The sequence below is a fragment of the Nonomuraea solani genome (assembly GCF_900108335.1).
In the GTDB taxonomy this organism is placed as follows: domain Bacteria; phylum Actinomycetota; class Actinomycetes; order Streptosporangiales; family Streptosporangiaceae; genus Nonomuraea; species Nonomuraea solani.
In genome coordinates this window covers 310,783-328,340 of sequence record NZ_FNVT01000009.1, presented here as the reverse complement: position 1 = coordinate 328,340, position 17,558 = coordinate 310,783, and the positions used below count along the sequence as shown (strand labels likewise).

Sequence of the window (17,558 nt, the reverse complement as noted above, 5' to 3'; positions counted from 1 at the left end):
CCGGAAGGGGTTCTTTCCCCATGCCCACGCATGTGCCCGTTTTCATCGCCACCACCTTGCTGCTGGCGATGCTGCCAGGCGCGAGTCAAGCCCTGATGATCCGGCAGGTTCTGGAAGGCGGGCAACGTACAGTCCGAGGCACGCTCGCGGGCAACGCCACCGGCTTCCTGCTGTGGTCCACGGCCGCCGCGGCCGGGCTGTCCGCCGTCCTGCTGGCCAGCCCCACCGCGTACGCGGTGCTCCGGATCGCAGGCGGCATCGTGCTGATGATCCTCGGGGTGAACACGCTGCGGACCGCGCTCACCACCGTCACCACCCGCCCGCTCCGCGAGAGCGGGCGCCGCACCGGCTTCGCGGGCGGATATCTCACCGGCCTGAGCACCAACCTCGCCAACCCCAAGGCGGGCGTGTTCGCCGTCTCGGTGCTGCCCCAGTTCGTGACCGCGAACGGCCCGGTGTTCCTGTCAACCGTCGCCCTGGGAGCCCTGTGGGCGCTCGTCAGCGCCTCCTGGTACATGTTGCTCACCTGGGCCGTCAGCCGAGGGCGCGCCCTGATATCGCAGCCGACCGTCCTGCGGGGACTCAGCGTGACCACCGGCGTCGTCCTGCTGGGGCTGGGCGCCGCGGTGGCAGCAGGTTTCTGAGGGCCGGGCCGGTACTTCTTCCAGCGCCCGACCGGCCCTTGTGTACTGGCAGCGATCCACCAGCCGCTGTCACCCTGAGCCACTCGTCCCTTCGTCGTAGCTACGCGAGCGCAGGGCCGTTGTAGGGCTCTGCTCGGACGGGAGGTCGGGGCGGTTGTTGCTTGACACCTGCTGGAGTGAGGCACCTGCAAGCGCGATGGATAGTTGGGCGGACTGATCGTCAGCGTCCGCAGGTCGAGGACCAGGTGCTGGTATGTGCCTCGATGGCGACCGGCCTTGCGCACTCGCTCACACCGCAGCATCGAATAGGGCGACGGGGTCGTCAGCAGGAAGGCCTCGATCTACTCAGAAAGATGGCGCTTCACAACCGAGTTACCGACTGTGACCGCTTCCCAGCGAGTGCTCAAGAGCCCATTTCTCTGACACATCTCACCCACGGCCTGGGCGTGGCCCGCCGTCTGAAGACGGGCATCGTGCACGTCAATGACCAGTCGGTTGCCGACGAGCCTCAGGCTCCGTTCGGCGGCTTCAGGTCCTCCGGTTATGGCCGGTTCGGTGGCCGTTGGGGCATCGAGGCCTTCAGTAACATCCGGTGGATTACCCTCGCCTGCCAGCATGTCCGCTACCCCTTCTGAGCGTTCGGCGGCACAACGCGGATGACGTCCGCCAGCGGAGTGGCGGCGCGCCCGATCAGACGGGGGAGGTCGTCGCTCACGCCGTCGAGTTGCCCTGCCGCGATGGCCGTGTAGGTCGACACCCATGCGTCGACCTGCCAATTCGGGACGCCGTAGGAGGCGCGCGATCGATAGGCCTCCTCCACGGTCTCCGGGTGGTAGGTGATCGTGCGGCCGGTGGCCGCCGACAAGATGCCGGAAATACCGGTCATGGACAGCGACTGCGGACCCGTCATGTCATAGGTACGGCCAGCGTGCTTGGCGGCGTTCAGGAGTACGGCGGTGGCGGCGTCGGCGATGTCGTCCTGGGCCACGACCGCTGCCCGGCCATTCCCCGCGGGGCCGCGGATGACGCCGTCCTCGCCCACGAGTGCTGGCATGAAGTCGGCGTAGAAGTTGTCACGCAGGAAGGTGAAGGAGAGTCCGCTGTCGCGGATGTGCTGTTCGGTGGCCCAATGGTCACGAGCAAGGGTGAAGACAGCGTCCGGCGCAGCGCCGAAGAACGACAGGTAAACCACGTGCCGCACGCCTGCTTCCGCGGCGGCGTCCACGAACGCCTCGTGCCGGCTCAGGCGGTCGGGCGACTCTGAGGCCGAGACCATGAAGAGCACCTCGATGCCCTCCAGCGCACTCGGGGTGTCGCGGTCGCCGTACGCGCAGCGGACCGCGGTGGCGCCGGGTAGCTGAGGGGCCCGGTCGGGATGACGTACCGTCATGCGCTGTATCGCCCCTGCCGCCGCCATCCTGCGGGCGATCCGGCCGCCGATGCGGCCAGTGGCTCCCGTGATGGCGATCTTCGCATTGTCGGGTCGGGTCATTGGTGATCTCCTTCGATGAGTGCTGCGATCAGGTGGCCTGCGTCGCACTCGACGGGCAGGGCTCGGCCAGTGAGATCGCCGGGGATCTGCGGATGCGCGAGGTTGACGCGGACCAGGCGGGCGCCGGTGATGGTACGCGTGATGTGCTCGGCGGGCGGACGGATGACGCTGGGCGTGTTGAACCCGGCACCGATCTCCAGCACGAGCAGCCTGTTGACATTGTTCAGCCAGCCTTGCGGCCGGTGCCCGGCCGGTAGTGGATGCGTATGGCGTGGCAGCCCTCACGCAGGCACGGCCCGGCCGCATTGTGGATGGCGTTGTCGATGCACGGGTGCAGGGGAACGAAACAGCCGAGCAGCGCGCTGTTTGCCGCGTCGACGACTGTGTCCGCGGCGAGGCGGGTGATGTCCCCCCTGCCACAGCGCGGTGTGACCCGCCGTCGGGTAGCCGGTGTCCGGGACCTGATGGGCAATGGCCGGCAGGTCGGAAGACTCGGTGACGGAACGCGCCAGACGTTCTCCGCCGAGCAACGCGTCCAGGACCACGCCAGCGTCGTCCAGGTGTGACGCCTGCGCCGAGGGCGGTCCGAGACGGCTCGCCGCCGGGTCGTCGCGCAGCAGGTCGAGTGCCCGTCGCGTCAGCGTTCCCAGCCGCTCGGCTGGTGCGGGATCGGCCAGCGGTTCGACCGGCTCGTCCAGGCCGGTCAGGCCGCGGTAGGTCGACAGGGGGCAAGGGGCCGGGCATCGTGGCCTCCTGCTGCATTGCGGCCGGTGTCAGAACAGGCTGTTGCTGTGCGGGACGGCATCCGGAGCGGGGATGGGCGGCGTGGCGTCCCAGTGCTCGACGATCTTGCCGTTCTCGACACGGAAGAGGTCATAGAAGGCGGTCGGGGCGGAGCCGAGACGTCCCTCCGAAACCGTCAGGACGAAGGAGCCTTCGGCAACGACCTTGTGCACCGTGTCGTACACCATGTCGATGCCCTGCTCGGCGAAGGCCGCCAGAGCGGCGCCCAGTCCCTCCAGTCCGTCGCCGATGAGTGGATTGTGCTGGTGGTAGCGCTCGGTGCTGATGTAGTCGGTGATCGTGTCCACCTTGCCGCCCTGGAGGATGTTCTGCACGAACGCTGTCACCAGCGCGCGATTCGGCTCGGTCTGGTCGAGGGCGTCGACCTCGGTCGGTCCGTCTGTCTCGGAGCGGCCGCTGACGGTGGTGTCCGCCTGGGGCTGCAGGGCGTCCCAGTGCTCGGCCAGTTTGCCGTCCTGCACTCGGAAGATGTCGAAGCCCACGAGCGGCTTCGGCCCGAATCCGCGGTACGTGCCGTGGAGCGCGACGGTGTCCCCGTCCGTGATCACCCTGGCGGGCTCGTAGCGAAAGTCCGGCCCCAGGGCGGAGACCAGCACACGCAGTCCTTCAGCCCCATCGGCCGCCATAGCGCTGTGCTGCCGGTAATCAGGAGTGGCCCAGCGGTCAACCGCCGTGGCGTCCTTGTCGCCGAAAAGCTCACCCGCAGCCTGCAAGACGATGTCCTTGGCATAGCTCATCTCATTTTCCTTTCGGTCGCCGTCTTCTGGGAGAGCACATCCACGCTAGGGCCGCGACAAGGGACCGGCCGGGTAGGCTGCGGACCGATGATGGTGAAAAACCGACAATCTGCGATCCCGGAGCTGGCCTTTGCCCCGCCGGTCGGCACTCCGGCGGGGATGGAGGTGATGACCTTGAGCCGGCTCCGCGCCCGGATCTCCCGGCACCGCCTGGCGTTCCCTCAGCGGCCCGCCTTCCACCAGTTGATCACCGTCACCAGGGCCCTGTCGCCGACGTGGCAAGGGACCTCCGGGGCTGGAGGGGCCGCCTTCGGGCGCGGGGGTCATCTGAAGAGGGCGAGGTCCTCGATGTATAGGAGGGTCCCCGCAGAGAAGAACCATACGATCACGGCCGCAGAGAAGGCCAGAACTTGGGTTATGAGCAGCCTGCCGACGATTCCCGTTCTGGAGAACGAGCAGTGATAGGCGAAGAGTAGGGCGGCGACGGGAGGCAGGACGAGTGCCGCCTTCAGGAGGTTGACGTGCCACCCTCCGGCACAGGTGTTGCCACCGCACATCCCTGCCCAGCCGATCTCGATGAGGCCGAAGAAAATGATCACGAGCATGACGAGCGCACCAACACTGGCCACGGTGATCAGCACGAGGCGCTGCCGGGACGTGATCGGTAGCTGGTCGTAGGGAGCGTTCTGCGGTGTCAATCGTCGCCTCCGAGTAGCTCGTGGTGGCCAGTTGTCCTCATCCTGGCATCGATCACGCGCCTACCGGGGACGCCAGGGCCAGGGCATAGTGGATGTTTTGTTCGGTTCCTTGGTCATGTGAGGCCGATGGCGAGGCTGCGGGTGGCGTCGCGGGAGATGTGGCGGGCGGCTTGGGCGAGGTTGTCGGCTCCGGTCAGGCGTAGGGCGCCGATGGCAAGGTTGCGCAGAGTGGCCATCGCGTATGGGCATTGCCGGTGCGGATTTGGGAGTGGTCTTCCCCGTAGGTGACGTCGCGGACGTAGTGGAGTCGGTTCTCGATGCTCCAGTGGCCGCGGATCCAGGTGGCGAGGTCGGCGGGGCCGGCCTGCCAGGCGAGCAGGTTGGTGATCGCGTAGACGGTCACGGTCTGCCACTTGCCCGTCTTGCCGTCCCTGACCCGCCGTCTGATCTGCATCGCCTGGTCGGCGTGCGGGAACAGCAGTCCCGCCTTGACGGTGACGACTTTGAGAGTGCGGCGTTCATCGCGTCCGTGCCCGCGGTCACGCTCGCGGTGCTGGATGGGGATCTGTTTCCATAGCAGCCGCTTGATCTGGGTGTGCGGGGTGGGCTGGTCCTTCTTGACGATGAGCACGTAGTGCGCTCTCTTCTGCTCGACCAGGTAGGTGGCGTGATCGCGCTGCGTGTGCAGGGCGTCGGCAGTGATCACGCAATCGTTGAGATCGAGAGGTTGGAGCAGAGGTTGGAACCGGGTGATCTCGTTGGTCTTGCCGTTCACGTCGGTCTGGGCCAGTACCAGGCCGGTGATTTGGTCGAAGGCGGCCAGCAGATGAACCAGCTCACCATCGCGATCGCGTGCCCCACGCAGCGCCTTACCGTCCACCGCCACGCCTCGCCGGCGCATTCTGCCGGGGGCAGCGGGAGCGGACGCAGCCATGCCCGCTCGCTCGGCCAGCCACGAGCAGACCGCTTCGTCCAGCGCTTGGGCGTCGATCTGCTCCAGCACCCGCCGCACGGTCGACTCATCCGGTGGTTGCCAGTGCCCGCTCAGTGGGTCGCGCCGGACTCCCAGGGCGGCCATGACCTGGGCGGGTGCATCGGCGATCCACTCGCCGATCGCGGTGAACGACCGCGATCCTGCCAGCACGGCCGCCGAGGCGAGCGCCAGGAGCGAGGCCAGCGTGTGGCGGACACCTCGCGGGTCGCGTGGATCGGGGATGTGCTGGAAGCGTTCCAGAAGGTTGAGGCCGTCGGTGGCCGAGGCGGCCATCGGCGGCTGTTCGACCAGGTGGCAGAGGGCATCATCGATCGGCGATGATGACAGGGCAGGCACGGTCTTCTCAGGTGATCATTTGGCGCAGAGAACCTCGTGATCTCGAAGGGCGTGCCTGTTCGCCTACTTGAACGAGCTCCTAGCAACCTGCGGCATCGCCGGATCACTTACCCCCTGAAACGGACACTCAGGCCATCAACGCCACCTCGCCGGGGCCCTGGCCCGGCCCCGGCGTGCTGGGACACGAAGGCGCCGGTGTCGTGACCGCCGTCGGCCCGGGCGTAGCCAGCGTGACAGAGGGCGATCATGTCGTCGTCGGATGGCCCTGGTGCGGTCAGTGCCGCAACTGTCTGGCCGGCGAGCTCCGATACTGCGTCCGGCTCGGCGAGCTGCTGGTCAGTGGCGTCCGACCTGGCGGAGGACCGTCCGCACTACGCCGCGCCCTGGAGAAGGCGCCGCAACGTCGTCACGTCGAGGGAGGCCGCCACGCAGCGATTCTGGCAGACCCGGCCGCCCCCTTGCTGCGGTCGAGTTCTGGCCGCTCCCGCTTGGCTGGACCTCGAGACGGCGCATCCTGCAACGGCTGGGTGCACCTCGGCATCGCGGCTATGCGCCAACGCGGCAGCAGCCAGCAACACCGCCAGCTGTCGACGACGGTGAATACTGATGTGGCCCATCCTCGTGATCTTCCAGCCCATCACTTCGTTCCAGGCCGGACACTCGTGAACACCCGGGATACGGTGCACGGTGGCCTGCGCGAGCTGTAGGTCGGCGGCAAGCCGAGCTTGCCCGTGCTTGGTCTGCCGCCGCAATGCCTTCGCCAGGTCAGCGATGTCCTCGGGGGAGCGGGCCGGGCTGCTGGCGGGAGGAAGGGTCAAGCAGGCCGTTCTCGCCGTGTGCGCGCCAGCGGGCGTACCACTTGGCCAGGCAGCGGCGCGATAGCCCGGCCTCGGCAGCGACGTGCGCGATCGGACGGCCGGCGTCGATCCGCAGACATCCCTCCGGGGTCAGCGGTGCGTTCCGGTGTCCCCTGGCGGTGGCGCTCCTGGACTCGGTGGCCGCGTTCACCGGGAGCTCTGGGATTTCAGGGCTCCCGCGTGAGCGGCTGTGCGTGGCGTCAGCGTGCGAACTTTTCGATGGCCGCCGGCGTGACGGGGGTGAAGAAGTTGACGAGGTTGCCGTCGGGATCACGGAACAGCAGCGACCGGTTGCCCCAGGGCATCGTGGTGGGCTCGCTGACGAAGTCGGTGACGAAGCCGGTCAGATTCTGGTGTACGCGGTCCACGTCGTCGACGAGGAACTCGGTGATCACGCTGTGGTTGTCCGCCGAGCGGGCAGAGCCGGCGGCGAACAGCGGGACGGTGCGGGTGCTGGCGATCGCGAGGGTGGCGGCCGCGGTCTTGAGTTCGGCGAAGTCCTCGGTGGCCCACATCGCCGGCACCTCTGTGGCTCGCTCGTAGAACGCGACGAGGCGCGCCACGTCGCTGGTGATGATGCGGATTGAGACGAAGTCCATGGGGATCTCCTTGACTGTGATGGAGGCGTGCCACGTCGCAGGCTAGGAGAAATACTGGACAGAATCGGTCCTGTATTCGCATTAGGCTGCGAACATGTCTCGACCCACCGGCCGCGTGCTGACACTCCTGGAGCTGCTGCAGTCGGGCGGAACGCGGACGGTGGCCGAACTCGCTGACCGGCTCGGCGTCGAAGGGCGCACCGTGCGGCGGTATGTGGACCAGCTGATCGACCTGGACGTGCCCGTGGAATCGGTGCGCGGCCGCTACGGTGGGTACCGGCTCGCCCCCGGGTACCGCTTGCCTCCGCTCATGCTCAGCGACGACGAGGCGCTGGCCGTGCTGCTCGGCCTGGTCGCCTGCCGCCGAGCAGGGCTGACGACGACGCAGGGCACGGCAAGTGAGACGGCATCGGCGAAGATCCGGCGGGTGCTGCCCAAGCACATCGCCCGCCGGCTGGACACGCTCCTGGAAGCTCTCGCCTTCACGGATCAGCCCGGTAAGTTCGCCACCCCGGACGCTGGGGTCCTGCTCACCATGGCCGATGCGGTGCGCCACCGCCGACCGGTCTCGATCCGCTACAGCGACCGCGATGGACGGCGCAGCGAACGCACGCTGCACGCGTACGGGATCGTCGCCCATGCGCGCCGGTGGTACGTCACGGGCAAAGACCCCAACATCGGCGAGGACCGAACCTTCCGGCTCGATCGCATCGCAGACGCGAGGACCCTGCCCGGCTCATTCGAGGCGCCCGTGGGTTTCGATCCGGCGCAGCGCGTCTTGTCAGGATTCGCCACGGCTGAGTACCGGCATGAGGTGACCTTGCGGATCTACGGGACAGTTGAGCAGATCCGCGCCCACCTTCCCGCCAGCGTCGCGAGCCTGGAGGAGCACGCGCCCACGACAGGCGAGGACCGGGCGACCGCGTGCTGGCTGCGCGTCGAACTACGGGCGGAGCGCCTCGACTGGTTGCCTCCGGCACTCGTCGCACTCGACTGTCCGTTCGTCATCGAGCGCCCCGATGAACTGCGCGACCTCGTCATTGCGCTCGCCGATCGCCTCGCTTCCTACGCCCGCCAAGCCTGACAGCGAGGAACCGGTGTCATGAGATGCACATCTAGTGGGCGATCAAGATCTTCAAGGGAGTCTGGGCCCGCAGCACGCTGGCGCGGCGGATCGAGGCGCTGGATCCCGCGGCTGCCGCCACGGCGTGGGAGGGCACTGACCGGGCGCGGCGTCTGAGGTCGGTGGGTGGCGATCCGCCAAGGATCGAGGGCCTGTTGCAGCAGGTGCAGATCGACCACACGCCGGTCGATTCGGCGTGCATGGGCGGGTGTTGGTCCACGCGGGTGACGCGCAGCAGCCGGGCGGGCGTGCTGCGAACGGCGGACAGGTGCAGGCTGCGTTGCTGCTCGGTGCAGTGGCGGTGGCAGTCCAGCAGCACGTGCAGGCCCGAGCTGTCGATGAGGGTCAGCTCCGACAGGTCCAGCACGACGTGCTCACCTGGCCGCAGCACGTGCTGCAGTTCGTCCGCCGAAGGACTCGCCGCACTGTCCATGCAGCGGGTCCCGCAAGGGCAAGGCGACGCTCGGCATTCCCGCTTCGCGCACGCTCCATAGCACCCTGATGGGCACGAATCACCCGTCGTCGACATCGACGGGCGGGTTCTCCTCAAGAAGATGGGGTATGGGGCCGAACGTGCGGCTGGGTCTTCTCGCGCATGGAGTGCCGTTGCCGTGAATGATGGCGCGGCACCCCAGAGCCGCCCGCCTCATCCTGGCCGGCAGCCGAGGCCGGCCGGGGCGATTCACTCCTGCGAGAGCGAATCGCTTGATCACCTCTTTGCCGGGCGCTCGCCGGCAGGCATCTCTGGCACCTCGCCCGAATCTCCATGTGGTGGAGGAGGTCAGGAGCGCTTGGGCGCTCCGGGAAGCGCCGGTTCAGCGTCCGCTGCCGGCGACGATGCCGGTGTACGAGCCGATCACTTTGACTTGGGCGGGCTTGGCGGTCTTTGGCGGGATGTACGCGGCCACTTGCATCAATTCGCCCATTTTCATGTACATGTAGTACTTGCCGGGCAGAATGCCGCTGTTTTCTTGGAAGACGTAGTTGCGCTGCGAGCTCTGGATCACGTCGTAGCGCTTGGTCCGCTGGATCGTGGTGAAGACGAGCGCGCCGCCGTCGGTCGTGCGCAGCGCATAGAAGGGATACTCGGTCGCCGGCTTGACGCTCTCGGTGACCCGGGCGAACCGCTTCATTTTGGCCCGGTTCGTGGCGGCGTTGGTGGTGAGGAGGTCGGCCGCGAAGCGGCTCTTTGCGGTGTTCGTGCCCTTGCCCATCAGGTGGACGGCGTAGCCTTTGGCGAAGTCGGCGGGCGACATCAGCAGGCCGGTCGCGTCCGCCTGGTCCACTTCGGTGGCCGCGCCGGAGGCATCCGTCAGGAGCTTCGGTATGTCCTTGGCGGTGAGGTCTTTGAAGACGTCGGGGGAGTACACCTGCCGCCAGGCATTCTGATCGTGGGCGAACAGCAGGTAGGTAGGGTTCTCGGCGGTCTTACTCTTGCCCTTCCAGTACACGCTCGCCAGGAACCACCGCTTCGTGGCCGGTGCCACGATCGCGGGCTTGACGTAGCTGAACGGCGTGTACTCGTCGTCGCCCAGTTTGCGCTGGGAAAGGTAAGCGGCCTTGTCGATGTCGAGGCTGGAGCCGCCCTCGTAGGTGGCGAGAAGCTTGTCGCTCAAGACCTTGTTGGCCGCGTTGTTGCGCTTGACGTAGTCCTCGATCACCGATTCGGCCGACAGGGGCGGCGCGGTCGCCGAGGGTTTCGGCGTGACGGTGGCGGCGGGCGTCGCCGGCTCCTGTTGTGCCGCCCGGTTCAGTCCGGGCAGGGCTGAGCAGCCCGCCACCAAACATCCGGCCAGCACACCACCGGTAAAGCGTCCGAACTGCCGCACTTCACACACCTCACAGAATGGCTCTCCAAAGCTCACAAAACTACCAATACCGACATCGCTGGCTGGCCGGACCCCCTGATTGCCGCACGAGCGGTCTGCGGCACCGGCCGGCCGCTCCCGCAGGAAGGCTCTGACTCGCAGGCGGCGACCATGCGCTGGGACGGCCGGTCATGGCAGCCGGTCCCCGCGCCCGAGGACCGCACGCCGAGCGCCGCCACCGCGCGTGTCAGGTGTGTACCGAAACCGGAAGGCTCTTCATGACGCGGAGGGCGGTGTCGTCGCGGAAGTGGATGTTGCTCCGGGAACGGTCGAGGCGCAGTTCTGGGAAGCGCTGGATGATCGTACCGATGGCCACTTGTCCCTCCAGCCAGGCTAATGGTGCGCCGATGCGGTGGTGGATGCCGTAGCCCTATGGCGTTCAGGAGCCGGCCTCAAGCTGTCGAAGATGGCGGTCCTCAAGACCACACTCAAGCCCAGCCTCGACCGCCTCGCCGACGAAGACGGCATCGGTGACGCCGAACTACGCCTCGAACTCGTGATGACCTACCTGATGGGCCTGGTCATAGCCCGCTACCGGCTGAAACTCGACCGCATCGCGGCCGCGGACAGGGAGGATCTGGTCACCTGGTACGGCCCACCGTTCAGCACTACCTCACCAGCCCGGCTCCGGTCATCGTCGAGCAGTTCGGCCGTCACTTGGACGACTTCCTGGCCAACCCTGGCGCCTGCCGGCCTTCGGCGTTGGCCTCGAACGCGATCACCCCGGTCAGCGGCTTCACGAACCTGGATATGGTGGCGGTACTTTGGTCGCCATTTCCGCGTGCCAGCCGCCGTCGTCCTCGGCGTCCGGGGCGGCGCAAGCCCGGTCACGGTGGCCACTGCCGAGCGGGGCTGGGCGCGGGGTACGACCGCGTCGATCATCTCCCACACCTCGAACAGCCGTACGTCCTCGCTCCACCCCTCGGCCTCCAGCAACACCTCCACCGTCTGCGCCACCCAGGCCGAGGCCTTGGCCGGCCGGGGATGCTTGACGACCTCCCGCTGCGCCTTGCCGAGCGACTCGGCACCATGAGCAGCTGCAGCGTGTCGTCGATGGTCTTGGCCTCCCGCCGCTGCGCCATGGCCGGCAGCGTGGCCAGGCGCCGCGAGGCGGGATGCTTCTTCACCTGCCTGGAGTGCGCGGTCAGGCCGTAGCGGGCCGGCTCGTCCAGCCGCCGCTGCGGCACCGTGGCGTCCAGCTCCAGCCGGCCGAGCCCGGCGCCGCCGATCTCGGCCGCCAGATCCAGCGACTTGACGATCTGCGGCCAGGACGCCTTCGACGGGCCGGTCCGCCAGCGCTCCAGATCCGAGACCTTCTTCCTCGGCGGCACCTTCAGCAGCAGTTCCAGCACCGACCGCTGCTGCATGCTGAGCAGCCCGACCAGGGTGTCATGCAGTTCCCGCTCGCGCGCCACCAGCCGGGTCAGTGTGCTGATCCCCGGAAGCAGCACGTCGTGGTGCCGCAGCCGGCGCACCGCGTACTGGAACAACGCGGTCGGGCCGTCGCCGGCGTTCCAGACGTGCGCCCGCACCTTGCCCGCCAGCCTCGACCTCACCGGAGGCGAAGCCCTTCAGCCCGAACGCCTCAAGGTTCTCGGCCATCTCTCGCCGAAGCTGACAACCATGGCTGCCCCGGCCGCCATGCCTCAGATCAGGGGTAGAGCGTGTAGGTCTCGGTGTTGTTGCACACGATCGTGCCCGGGAGGCAGCGCTTGGCCCTGATCGTAATCCGGTCGAGGTTGGTACGGGTCGTGGACCATTTGAAGCTCTTGTGGCCCTCGTTCCGGCCGGCCTCCTTGTACCCGCCGTAGATTTTCCGCACCGTGCGCGATGTGTTCGCGTCGGGCTAACTCGGCGACGTCTTCGGGTTCGAGTCGGCCTTCGAGTGGTGGCAGCCCGAGGTGACCGGCGGCAGAAAGTTCCGCGCGATCCTGGCGGGCGGCGCTCAGGCGGGCTGACGCTCCTCCCACTGCTGGATCAGTTCCTCGACCGCGCTTGGCAGCGTCGTCTCGAAGTCGATCAGTTTCGCCGCGCGACATACCGCAGGCATACCGGCGGTCTCTAGCCTGGCTGGAGCCGCCACCGACCTGGTCGGCTGCCGGCGACGATCCAGAAGCCGATCACATTGAGGATCCATCTCGTGAAGCTCAAGAGCCTGCCCAAGGGCCGCGGTCGGCGCGCTCATCGCGGCCACCTGCGTCGTCGCCAACCCCAGCGCGGCGGCCGCGGAAGGCTTCAACTTCGATGCGCCCACCAAGGCCACCGACGTGCGCACGTTCAAGGAGTACACGGCAGCCGGCGGCGCGAAGCTCCAGCTCCGCATGGATAAGTACAAGGGAGATGACCTGATGTGGCTGAAAGCCATCTCATGATCACCGGAAGACTCATGAGATGGCTTTCTCGTCGGCCCAGGCCATCTGGCCTCAGCCTTCGATTCCTGCGTCGGGCGGTCAGCCGTCGTAGCGCCGGCCAGGACCTTCGTCTCCTCAAGGAGTTGCGATGCGAACCGCCCTCACCCTCCTGCTCGCGGCCACCCTGGCCGGCTGCGCCGCCACTCCCTCGGCGGCCCCCACCCCCACTGCGGCGGCCGTAAGCCAGGCCCCCGCTCCCGTCGCCCCCGACCGGCTACGCCCCATCACCGGGGCCCAGGTCTGCGCGGCCGTCCCCAAGTCGCTCCGGGTGTCCCTGCTCCCCGAAGACATGTTCACCGACGATGTGAACTGGAGCAACAATGTCGCGACCGCCACTGTGGCCTGGGGGGAATGCAACTGGCACCGCGGCGCCCCTCGTTCGCTGAGCGTGATCGTCCAGGCGTACGGCACGGTCACCCAGACCGCGACGGAGCACGCCAAGCAGTTGTTCGACAAGAGCAAGGCGGAGGCCGCGACACAGGCCGAAAAGCCGGACCGGAGAGCGTACACCCCACCCGTGACAGCGGATCACGGCGACGCCGCGTACCGCCGGACGGTGACCGAGACCAGCCGGTCCGGCTCTCGCGACGCCGAAGTGGTCATCCGGCAGGGGCCCTGGCTGATCACGATCACCTATCGAGGCGAAGAGCGTGACGGCGCATTGCCCGCCGAAGCCGAGCTTCGCCGCGGCGCGGACCGGTTCGCCGAGGTTTTCACCGCGGAAATGGCCAAGGACCCCAGCACCGTTGCCCCCGACGGCGACCGGCCGTGCGGAGCCATCTCCGCCACCGACGTCACCTTGGCCTTCTTCCCCTCCGTCACGGAAGTGGGCGGCAACGGAGACGCCGACCAGACCGCCTGCACCTGGGAGATCCGCGACGGGGTCGTGCAGGCCGACAGGCCCTGTGGCCGCGGAGTGATGCGACTTGGGGACATCGCCTCCCGCTGCGGCCAACTGCGCATCCACGTCAGCGACGCCAGGCGCCTCTACCGCCGGGATCTCAAGGCACAGTTCGACTTCGAGGCCGGCCACTACGCCAAGGAGGTGCCCATCAAGCGCCTCACCGGCCTCGGAGACAGGGCGTTCGCCGTCGCCCAGGAGGTCCGGGTCCTGGCCGGTGACCGCCTCATCAGGTTCACCTACGACGGTACGAACGTCGGCGGCGGCCCCCGTGACGCTCCCGGCTATCAGAAACCGGACCTCGACGAAGCCGCCCTCCGTAAGTCCCTCATCCGGACTGCCCGGAGCTTCGTGTCCGGCTTGTCCGCCCACGATTGACCGAACCCGGCAAGCCGAGCACCCACCGCGCCTGCGCCTCGGCCGCCTGACCGCGTCATCGCCCGTCTCGGCCGGGACCGGCCGGAAGGCGCCGGCGACGAGATCCGCGCCGTGGCCAAGACCCCCCGTCCGTTCCGAGGGCGGCGCCGTCGAGTGGATGTAGCACCGCTCACCTGCTGCCCCGCCTGCCGGACGGCGGCACACGCGCCCACGGCTGGCGGCGGCCGGAGCCGCGGGAGCTCCGGGCCATTGCGGGGAGTCGGCCGAGCACGACCTTTGTGGTCCGGTGCTCCGAGGTGATCGTCGCCGTGTGCCGTTCATCGCGCCTGGCACGAGCCGGGATCAGTCCTGGCCGCTGCCCTCCGACCGGCCGGGCCCGGTGAGCAGGGGCATGAGGACGGCGTCCACGATCCGGGACAGCTCCGCGGCCGCGGGTGGCTCGCCGGTGAGCAGGAACGTCTGCATGACCAGGGCGGGGCCGGTCCGGGCGATCAGCGGGAGCTCCGCTTCGGCCCGGAGCTCGCCGCGCGCGGCGGCCCGCTGCAGGATGGCCTCGACGAGGCGCAGCCGTGGTTCGACGATCCTGGCGCCGAATGCCTGTCTGAGCTCCGGCTCGCGGAGCATTTCCAGCATGACGCCGAGGCCGGGGGCGGCCATCTCGCCGGCGAGGGCGTCGGACATGATCGTGAGCGCGGCGATCAGGTTGTCCCGGGCGGAGTTGGACGCGGCGATCTCGCGGGCTTCGGGCAGCGCGTGGAGCAGGGCGTCGAGGACGAGGTCCTTCTTGGACGGCCAGCGGCGGTAGAGGGCGGCCTTGCCGGTCTGCGCGCGTCGCGCCACGCCCTCCATCGTCAGGCCGTTGTAGCCGAGGGTGGCGAGCTCGCGCAGGGTCGCCTGGTAGATCGCCTGTTCCAGTACGGCGCCGCGGCGGCGGCTCTGCGCCGCCGTCTGCTCTCGGGTTCCGCTGTCGGCCATGCCGGTAATAGTAGACGCTTGCGTCTCCAACTCTGCGATGGCTACTCTGCCCTCAACATAAGGAACGCTGGCGTCTACTAAGGCGAAGGGTGATGCGGAGTGACCGGATCGACGACGACGGCGACCGTCTGCGTGGCCGGATGCGGACCGGCCGGCGCCGTCCTGGGGCTGCTGCTGGCCCGGGCCGGGGTCGAAGTGGTGGTGCTGGAGAAGCACGCCGACTTCCTGCGTGACTTCCGCGGCGACACCGTCCACCCGTCCACACTCGACGTGCTGGACGAGCTGGGGCTGATCGACCGGTTCCTGGCGTTGCCGCACCACAAAGTGTCGACGGTCGGGTTCGTCCGCGACGGCCGCCGGCTGGACGTGGCGGACTTCTCCATGCTTGGCCTGCGATATCCCTACATCGCGTTCGTCCCGCAGTGGGACCTGCTCCACCTGCTGACCTCCGAGGCCGCCCGCTACCCTCACTTCCGCCTGCTCCTGCAGGCCGAGGCCCACGACGTCGTGCGACAAGAGGGGCGCGTCGCCGGCGTGCGCTTCCGCGACCCCGGCGGCGAGCACGAGGTGCGGGCCCACCTGACGGTGGCCGCCGACGGCCGGCACTCCGCGGTGCGCCGGGCCTCCGGCCTGCGTCCGCGCGAGTTCGGCGCGCCGATGGACGTGCTGCAGTTCCGGATCTCCCGCCGCGACACCGATCCGGACGAGGGCTACCACCTGCGCATGGCGGCGGGGAAGTCCGTCGCGGTGATCAACCGGGGCGCGTACTGGAACATCGCCTACATGATCCGCAAGGGCGGCCACGACGACCTGCGCAGAGCCGGGATCCAGACGCTGCGCGACGATGTCGCGAGCCTCGTCGGCTTCCTCGCCGACCGGGTCGGCGAGGTGACCGGCTTCGACGACACCCGGTTCCTGGAGGTCCGGCTCGACCGGCTGCGCCGCTGGCACGCGCCGGGGCTGCTGCTGATCGGCGACGCCGCCCACGCCATGTCGCCGATCGCGGGGGTGGGCATCAACCTCGCGGTGCAGGACGCCGTCGCCGCCGCCAACCTCCTGACCGGGCACCTGCGACGGGCACAGGCCAAGGGCAGGCCGGTCCCCGGCCGGGTGGCCGCCGCCGTGCAGCGGCGCAGATGGGCGCCCACCGTGGCGACCCAGGCGCTGCAGCGCGGCGCCCAGAGGTTCGGCATCGATCGCGCGCTCCGCGGACAGGCCGAGCCGCCCGACTTCAGCGCGATCGCCCGGCTACCGTTCGTGCGGGCACTGATGAGCCGCCTGCTCGGCGTCGGTGTCCGGCCCGAGCACGTACGCGTCCCGCCCATGCCGCCGCGCGGTCAGAGCGTTGAAGGACAGGGCCGATGAGGGACGGTGGCGCCGTCGTGCGCACCCAGGTGCTCGTCGTCGGCGCGGGGCCGGCCGGGCTGGTGCTGGCCGCGGTGCTCGCCGACCACGGCCTGGACGTCACGGACGTCACGATCGTGGACGCCAAGCCAGGGCCGCTCACCCATTCCCGCGCGGCCATCCTGCACGTGCGCACGCTTGAGCTGCTCGACCGGCTGGGCCTCGCCGATCGGGCGGTGGCGCAGGGGGTGCCGATGACCGGCGTCGAGATCTTCGAGCGGGGACGCCGGGCGGGCGGCTTCTCGTTCGCCGGCCGAACCTACCACCAGACGGGCCTGCTCGCCGACGTGGACCTCGCCTTCCCCGCCGGCGCAGGCCCGGGTACGGGCACGCTGCACCTCAATCTGACGCGTGACGGCTTCGTCGGCCTGTTCCGCCTGGCCGGCGGCCGGTACCGGCTCTTCGGGGCCGTCCCGCCCGGCCTCGCCCCGCCGGCTCGCCGCGCACCCGGCGCCCGGGGCGAGGTCTCCCACGAGCCCTACGGCGACGTGCCCCTCTCCCGGATCCAGGACTGGTTCGACACCTATTTCCGCCTTGACGCCCGGATCACCGCCGCCCCGTGGACCGCCCTGTTCCGGGTGCACAGCAGGATCGCCGGACGGTTCCGGGCCGGCGACGTCTTCCTCGTCGGCGACGCCGCGCACATCCACAGCCCGGCCGGCGGGCAGGGCATGAACCTGGCCGTCGGCGACGCGTTCAACCTCGGCTGGAAGCTCGCGCTGGTGGCGCGCGGGCAGGCGCACGAGCGGCTGCTCGACTCCTACGAGGCCGAGCGCCGTCCGGTCGCGGTGGCGGTGCTGCGCGGCTCCGACCGCGGCTTCGCGCTCGAAACCCTGCGGCACCCGGCCGCCCGCTGGATCAGGTCGCAGCTCGCCGGTCGTCTCATCGGGCCGCTGACGCGGCTGCCCGCGGCCCGGTCCGCGGCCTTCCGGCTGTTCTCGCAGACCTGGATCGGCTACCGGGGCAGCCCTGCCGTCGCCGGAACCTCCGGCAGGGGGCCGCGTTCCGGCGACCGGGCGCCGTACGGCCGTGTCGGCTCCACGGGCGGCAGCCTGTTCGACGTCATCGGCGGCACCCGGCACCACGTGCTGCTGTTCGAGGGTCCCGAACCCGGCCCGGCGGCCGCACACCGGAAGCGGGTCGAGGACGTGCTCCGCCGCCACCCGATCGACGTACGCGTCCACACCGTGCCTGCGGCGGAGACGACGCTGCACGCGCTCTACGGCGCTCGCCGGCCTCGCCTGTTCCTGATCCGGCCCGACGGCCACATCGCGTACGCCGGGTCCCCCGACGAGACCGGCCGCTTCGCCGCCTACCTGGACCGCCTCTGAGCGTCA

Annotated in this window: 21 protein-coding genes and 1 pseudogene; 8 read left to right on the top strand and 14 right to left on the bottom strand. The window is 69.0% G+C overall.

All coding sequences use genetic code 11. The features are described from left to right. Positions 1-20 precede the first annotated feature (20 nt). Together C4V41_RS31105 and C4V41_RS31100 are read left to right on the top strand one after the other, a co-directional pair. Positions 21-644 carry a LysE family translocator gene (locus tag C4V41_RS31105; RefSeq protein WP_103959518.1) on the top strand — a complete coding sequence of 208 codons (624 nt, stop codon included), beginning with the start codon at positions 21-23 and terminating at the stop codon, positions 642-644. A gap of 353 nt (positions 645-997) precedes the next feature. Then, a complete protein-coding gene (locus C4V41_RS31100) occupies positions 998-1,279 on the top strand; it encodes an aldehyde dehydrogenase family protein (RefSeq protein ID WP_235030471.1) in 282 nt (93 codons plus the stop codon). On the opposite strand, the gene C4V41_RS31095 is transcribed toward C4V41_RS31100, so the two are convergent. The 5 genes from C4V41_RS31095 to C4V41_RS31070 all read right to left on the bottom strand — a co-directional run bounded on the left by C4V41_RS31095 (position 1,267) and on the right by C4V41_RS31070 (position 5,705). Further along, on the bottom strand, positions 1,267-2,136 hold the full coding sequence (locus C4V41_RS31095) for an SDR family oxidoreductase (RefSeq protein ID WP_103959517.1): 870 nt from the start codon (positions 2,134-2,136) through the stop codon (positions 1,267-1,269). The two genes, C4V41_RS31100 and C4V41_RS31095, sit on opposite strands and share 13 nt — an antisense overlap. Further along, positions 2,133-2,339, bottom strand: a complete 207-nt coding sequence (locus C4V41_RS31090) for a hypothetical protein (protein ID WP_103959516.1) — start codon at positions 2,337-2,339, stop codon at positions 2,133-2,135. Before C4V41_RS31090 ends, C4V41_RS31095 begins: the two co-directional genes overlap by 4 nt. A 570-nt stretch (positions 2,340-2,909) precedes the next feature. Beyond that, positions 2,910-3,677: a nuclear transport factor 2 family protein gene (locus C4V41_RS31080; protein WP_103959515.1), complete on the bottom strand. Its 768-nt coding sequence runs from the start codon at positions 3,675-3,677 to the stop codon at positions 2,910-2,912. Positions 3,678-4,000: 323 nt separating this feature from the next. Beyond that, positions 4,001-4,318 carry a hypothetical protein gene (locus tag C4V41_RS31075; RefSeq protein WP_146103846.1) on the bottom strand — a complete coding sequence of 106 codons (318 nt, stop codon included), beginning with the start codon at positions 4,316-4,318 and terminating at the stop codon, positions 4,001-4,003. Positions 4,319-4,568: 250 nt separating this feature from the next. Beyond that, a complete protein-coding gene (locus C4V41_RS31070) occupies positions 4,569-5,705 on the bottom strand; it encodes an ISAs1 family transposase (protein ID WP_200824340.1) in 1,137 nt (378 codons plus the stop codon). Between the two features lie 173 nt (positions 5,706-5,878). On the opposite strand from C4V41_RS31070, the gene C4V41_RS65445 reads away from it, so the two are divergent. Beyond that, positions 5,879-6,412: an alcohol dehydrogenase catalytic domain-containing protein gene (locus C4V41_RS65445; RefSeq protein ID WP_407670080.1), complete on the top strand. Its 534-nt coding sequence runs from the start codon at positions 5,879-5,881 to the stop codon at positions 6,410-6,412. A 58-nt stretch (positions 6,413-6,470) separates the two neighbouring features. Here the strand turns inward: C4V41_RS65445 and C4V41_RS31060 are convergent, their stop codons facing one another. Further along, positions 6,471-6,713, bottom strand: a complete 243-nt coding sequence (locus C4V41_RS31060) for a helix-turn-helix domain-containing protein (RefSeq protein WP_160150459.1) — start codon at positions 6,711-6,713, stop codon at positions 6,471-6,473. A gap of 49 nt (positions 6,714-6,762) precedes the next feature. Continuing rightward, positions 6,763-7,161 carry a VOC family protein gene (locus tag C4V41_RS31055; protein WP_103959511.1) on the bottom strand — a complete coding sequence of 133 codons (399 nt, stop codon included), beginning with the start codon at positions 7,159-7,161 and terminating at the stop codon, positions 6,763-6,765. Positions 7,162-7,255: 94 nt separating this feature from the next. On the opposite strand from C4V41_RS31055, the gene C4V41_RS31050 reads away from it, so the two are divergent. After that, complete coding sequence (locus C4V41_RS31050) at positions 7,256-8,245, top strand: helix-turn-helix transcriptional regulator (protein WP_103959510.1); 990 nt, start codon at positions 7,256-7,258, stop codon at positions 8,243-8,245. 31 nt (positions 8,246-8,276) lie between these two features. Here the strand turns inward: C4V41_RS31050 and C4V41_RS31045 are convergent, their stop codons facing one another. The 3 genes from C4V41_RS31045 to C4V41_RS65440 all read right to left on the bottom strand — a co-directional run bounded on the left by C4V41_RS31045 (position 8,277) and on the right by C4V41_RS65440 (position 10,468). After that, positions 8,277-8,717, bottom strand: a complete 441-nt coding sequence (locus C4V41_RS31045; protein ID WP_160150458.1) for an STAS domain-containing protein — start codon at positions 8,715-8,717, stop codon at positions 8,277-8,279. 382 nt (positions 8,718-9,099) lie between these two features. Next, on the bottom strand, positions 9,100-10,113 hold the full coding sequence (locus C4V41_RS31040; RefSeq protein WP_146103845.1) for a hypothetical protein: 1,014 nt from the start codon (positions 10,111-10,113) through the stop codon (positions 9,100-9,102). A gap of 226 nt (positions 10,114-10,339) precedes the next feature. Continuing rightward, positions 10,340-10,468 carry a hypothetical protein gene (locus tag C4V41_RS65440; RefSeq protein WP_268808693.1) on the bottom strand — a complete coding sequence of 43 codons (129 nt, stop codon included), beginning with the start codon at positions 10,466-10,468 and terminating at the stop codon, positions 10,340-10,342. 90 nt (positions 10,469-10,558) lie between these two features. On the opposite strand from C4V41_RS65440, the pseudogene C4V41_RS66190 reads away from it, so the two are divergent. Beyond that, positions 10,559-10,738: pseudogene (locus tag C4V41_RS66190) on the top strand (TetR/AcrR family transcriptional regulator); the annotation flags it as partial. A 292-nt stretch (positions 10,739-11,030) separates the two neighbouring features. Here C4V41_RS66190 and C4V41_RS31035 read toward each other — a convergent pair. The 3 genes from C4V41_RS31035 to C4V41_RS63230 all read right to left on the bottom strand — a co-directional run bounded on the left by C4V41_RS31035 (position 11,031) and on the right by C4V41_RS63230 (position 12,433). Then, positions 11,031-11,708 (bottom strand): DUF4158 domain-containing protein, encoded by a 678-nt coding sequence (locus tag C4V41_RS31035; protein ID WP_103959507.1) that lies wholly within the window; start codon positions 11,706-11,708, stop codon positions 11,031-11,033. A 95-nt stretch (positions 11,709-11,803) separates the two neighbouring features. Then, entirely contained in the window at positions 11,804-11,974 is a 171-nt protein-coding gene (locus C4V41_RS62090; protein WP_160150456.1) for a hypothetical protein, read from the bottom strand. Between the two features lie 123 nt (positions 11,975-12,097). Then, positions 12,098-12,433, bottom strand: a complete 336-nt coding sequence (locus C4V41_RS63230) for a hypothetical protein (RefSeq protein WP_200824339.1) — start codon at positions 12,431-12,433, stop codon at positions 12,098-12,100. Positions 12,434-12,651: 218 nt separating this feature from the next. On the opposite strand from C4V41_RS63230, the gene C4V41_RS31025 reads away from it, so the two are divergent. Further along, on the top strand, positions 12,652-13,842 hold the full coding sequence (locus tag C4V41_RS31025) for a hypothetical protein (protein WP_103959506.1): 1,191 nt from the start codon (positions 12,652-12,654) through the stop codon (positions 13,840-13,842). Positions 13,843-14,184: 342 nt separating this feature from the next. Here C4V41_RS31025 and C4V41_RS31020 read toward each other — a convergent pair whose 3' ends face one another. Further along, complete coding sequence (locus C4V41_RS31020) at positions 14,185-14,817, bottom strand: TetR/AcrR family transcriptional regulator (protein ID WP_103959505.1); 633 nt, start codon at positions 14,815-14,817, stop codon at positions 14,185-14,187. Between the two features lie 99 nt (positions 14,818-14,916). Here C4V41_RS31020 and C4V41_RS31015 point away from each other — a divergent pair, with 99 nt between their 5' ends. Next, the gene (locus tag C4V41_RS31015) at positions 14,917-16,182 is read left to right on the top strand and encodes an FAD-dependent oxidoreductase (RefSeq protein WP_103959504.1); all 1,266 of its coding nucleotides are present in this window, start codon (positions 14,917-14,919) and stop codon (positions 16,180-16,182) included. Continuing rightward, positions 16,179-17,552, top strand: a complete 1,374-nt coding sequence (locus C4V41_RS65435) for an FAD-dependent monooxygenase (RefSeq protein ID WP_103959503.1) — start codon at positions 16,179-16,181, stop codon at positions 17,550-17,552. Before C4V41_RS31015 ends, C4V41_RS65435 begins: the two co-directional genes overlap by 4 nt. The last annotated feature ends 6 nt before the right edge of the window (positions 17,553-17,558 follow it).

What these genes read in the sequence shown, in the direction of transcription:
- C4V41_RS31105 (WP_103959518.1), top strand. Translation starts at nt 21, where the DNA reads ATGCCCACGCATGTGCCCGTTTTCATCGCCACCACCTTGCTGCTGGCG.
- C4V41_RS31100 (WP_235030471.1), top strand. Translation starts at nt 998, where the DNA reads ATGGCGCTTCACAACCGAGTTACCGACTGTGACCGCTTCCCAGCGAGT.
- C4V41_RS31095 (WP_103959517.1), bottom strand. Translation starts at nt 2,136, where the DNA reads ATGACCCGACCCGACAATGCGAAGATCGCCATCACGGGAGCCACTGGC.
- C4V41_RS31080 (WP_103959515.1), bottom strand. Translation starts at nt 3,677, where the DNA reads ATGAGCTATGCCAAGGACATCGTCTTGCAGGCTGCGGGTGAGCTTTTC.
- C4V41_RS31055 (WP_103959511.1), bottom strand. Translation starts at nt 7,161, where the DNA reads ATGGACTTCGTCTCAATCCGCATCATCACCAGCGACGTGGCGCGCCTC.
- C4V41_RS31050 (WP_103959510.1), top strand. Translation starts at nt 7,256, where the DNA reads ATGTCTCGACCCACCGGCCGCGTGCTGACACTCCTGGAGCTGCTGCAG.
- C4V41_RS31045 (WP_160150458.1), bottom strand. Translation starts at nt 8,717, where the DNA reads ATGGACAGTGCGGCGAGTCCTTCGGCGGACGAACTGCAGCACGTGCTG.
- C4V41_RS31025 (WP_103959506.1), top strand. Translation starts at nt 12,652, where the DNA reads ATGCGAACCGCCCTCACCCTCCTGCTCGCGGCCACCCTGGCCGGCTGC.
- C4V41_RS31020 (WP_103959505.1), bottom strand. Translation starts at nt 14,817, where the DNA reads ATGGCCGACAGCGGAACCCGAGAGCAGACGGCGGCGCAGAGCCGCCGC.
- C4V41_RS65435 (WP_103959503.1), top strand. Translation starts at nt 16,179, where the DNA reads ATGAGGGACGGTGGCGCCGTCGTGCGCACCCAGGTGCTCGTCGTCGGC.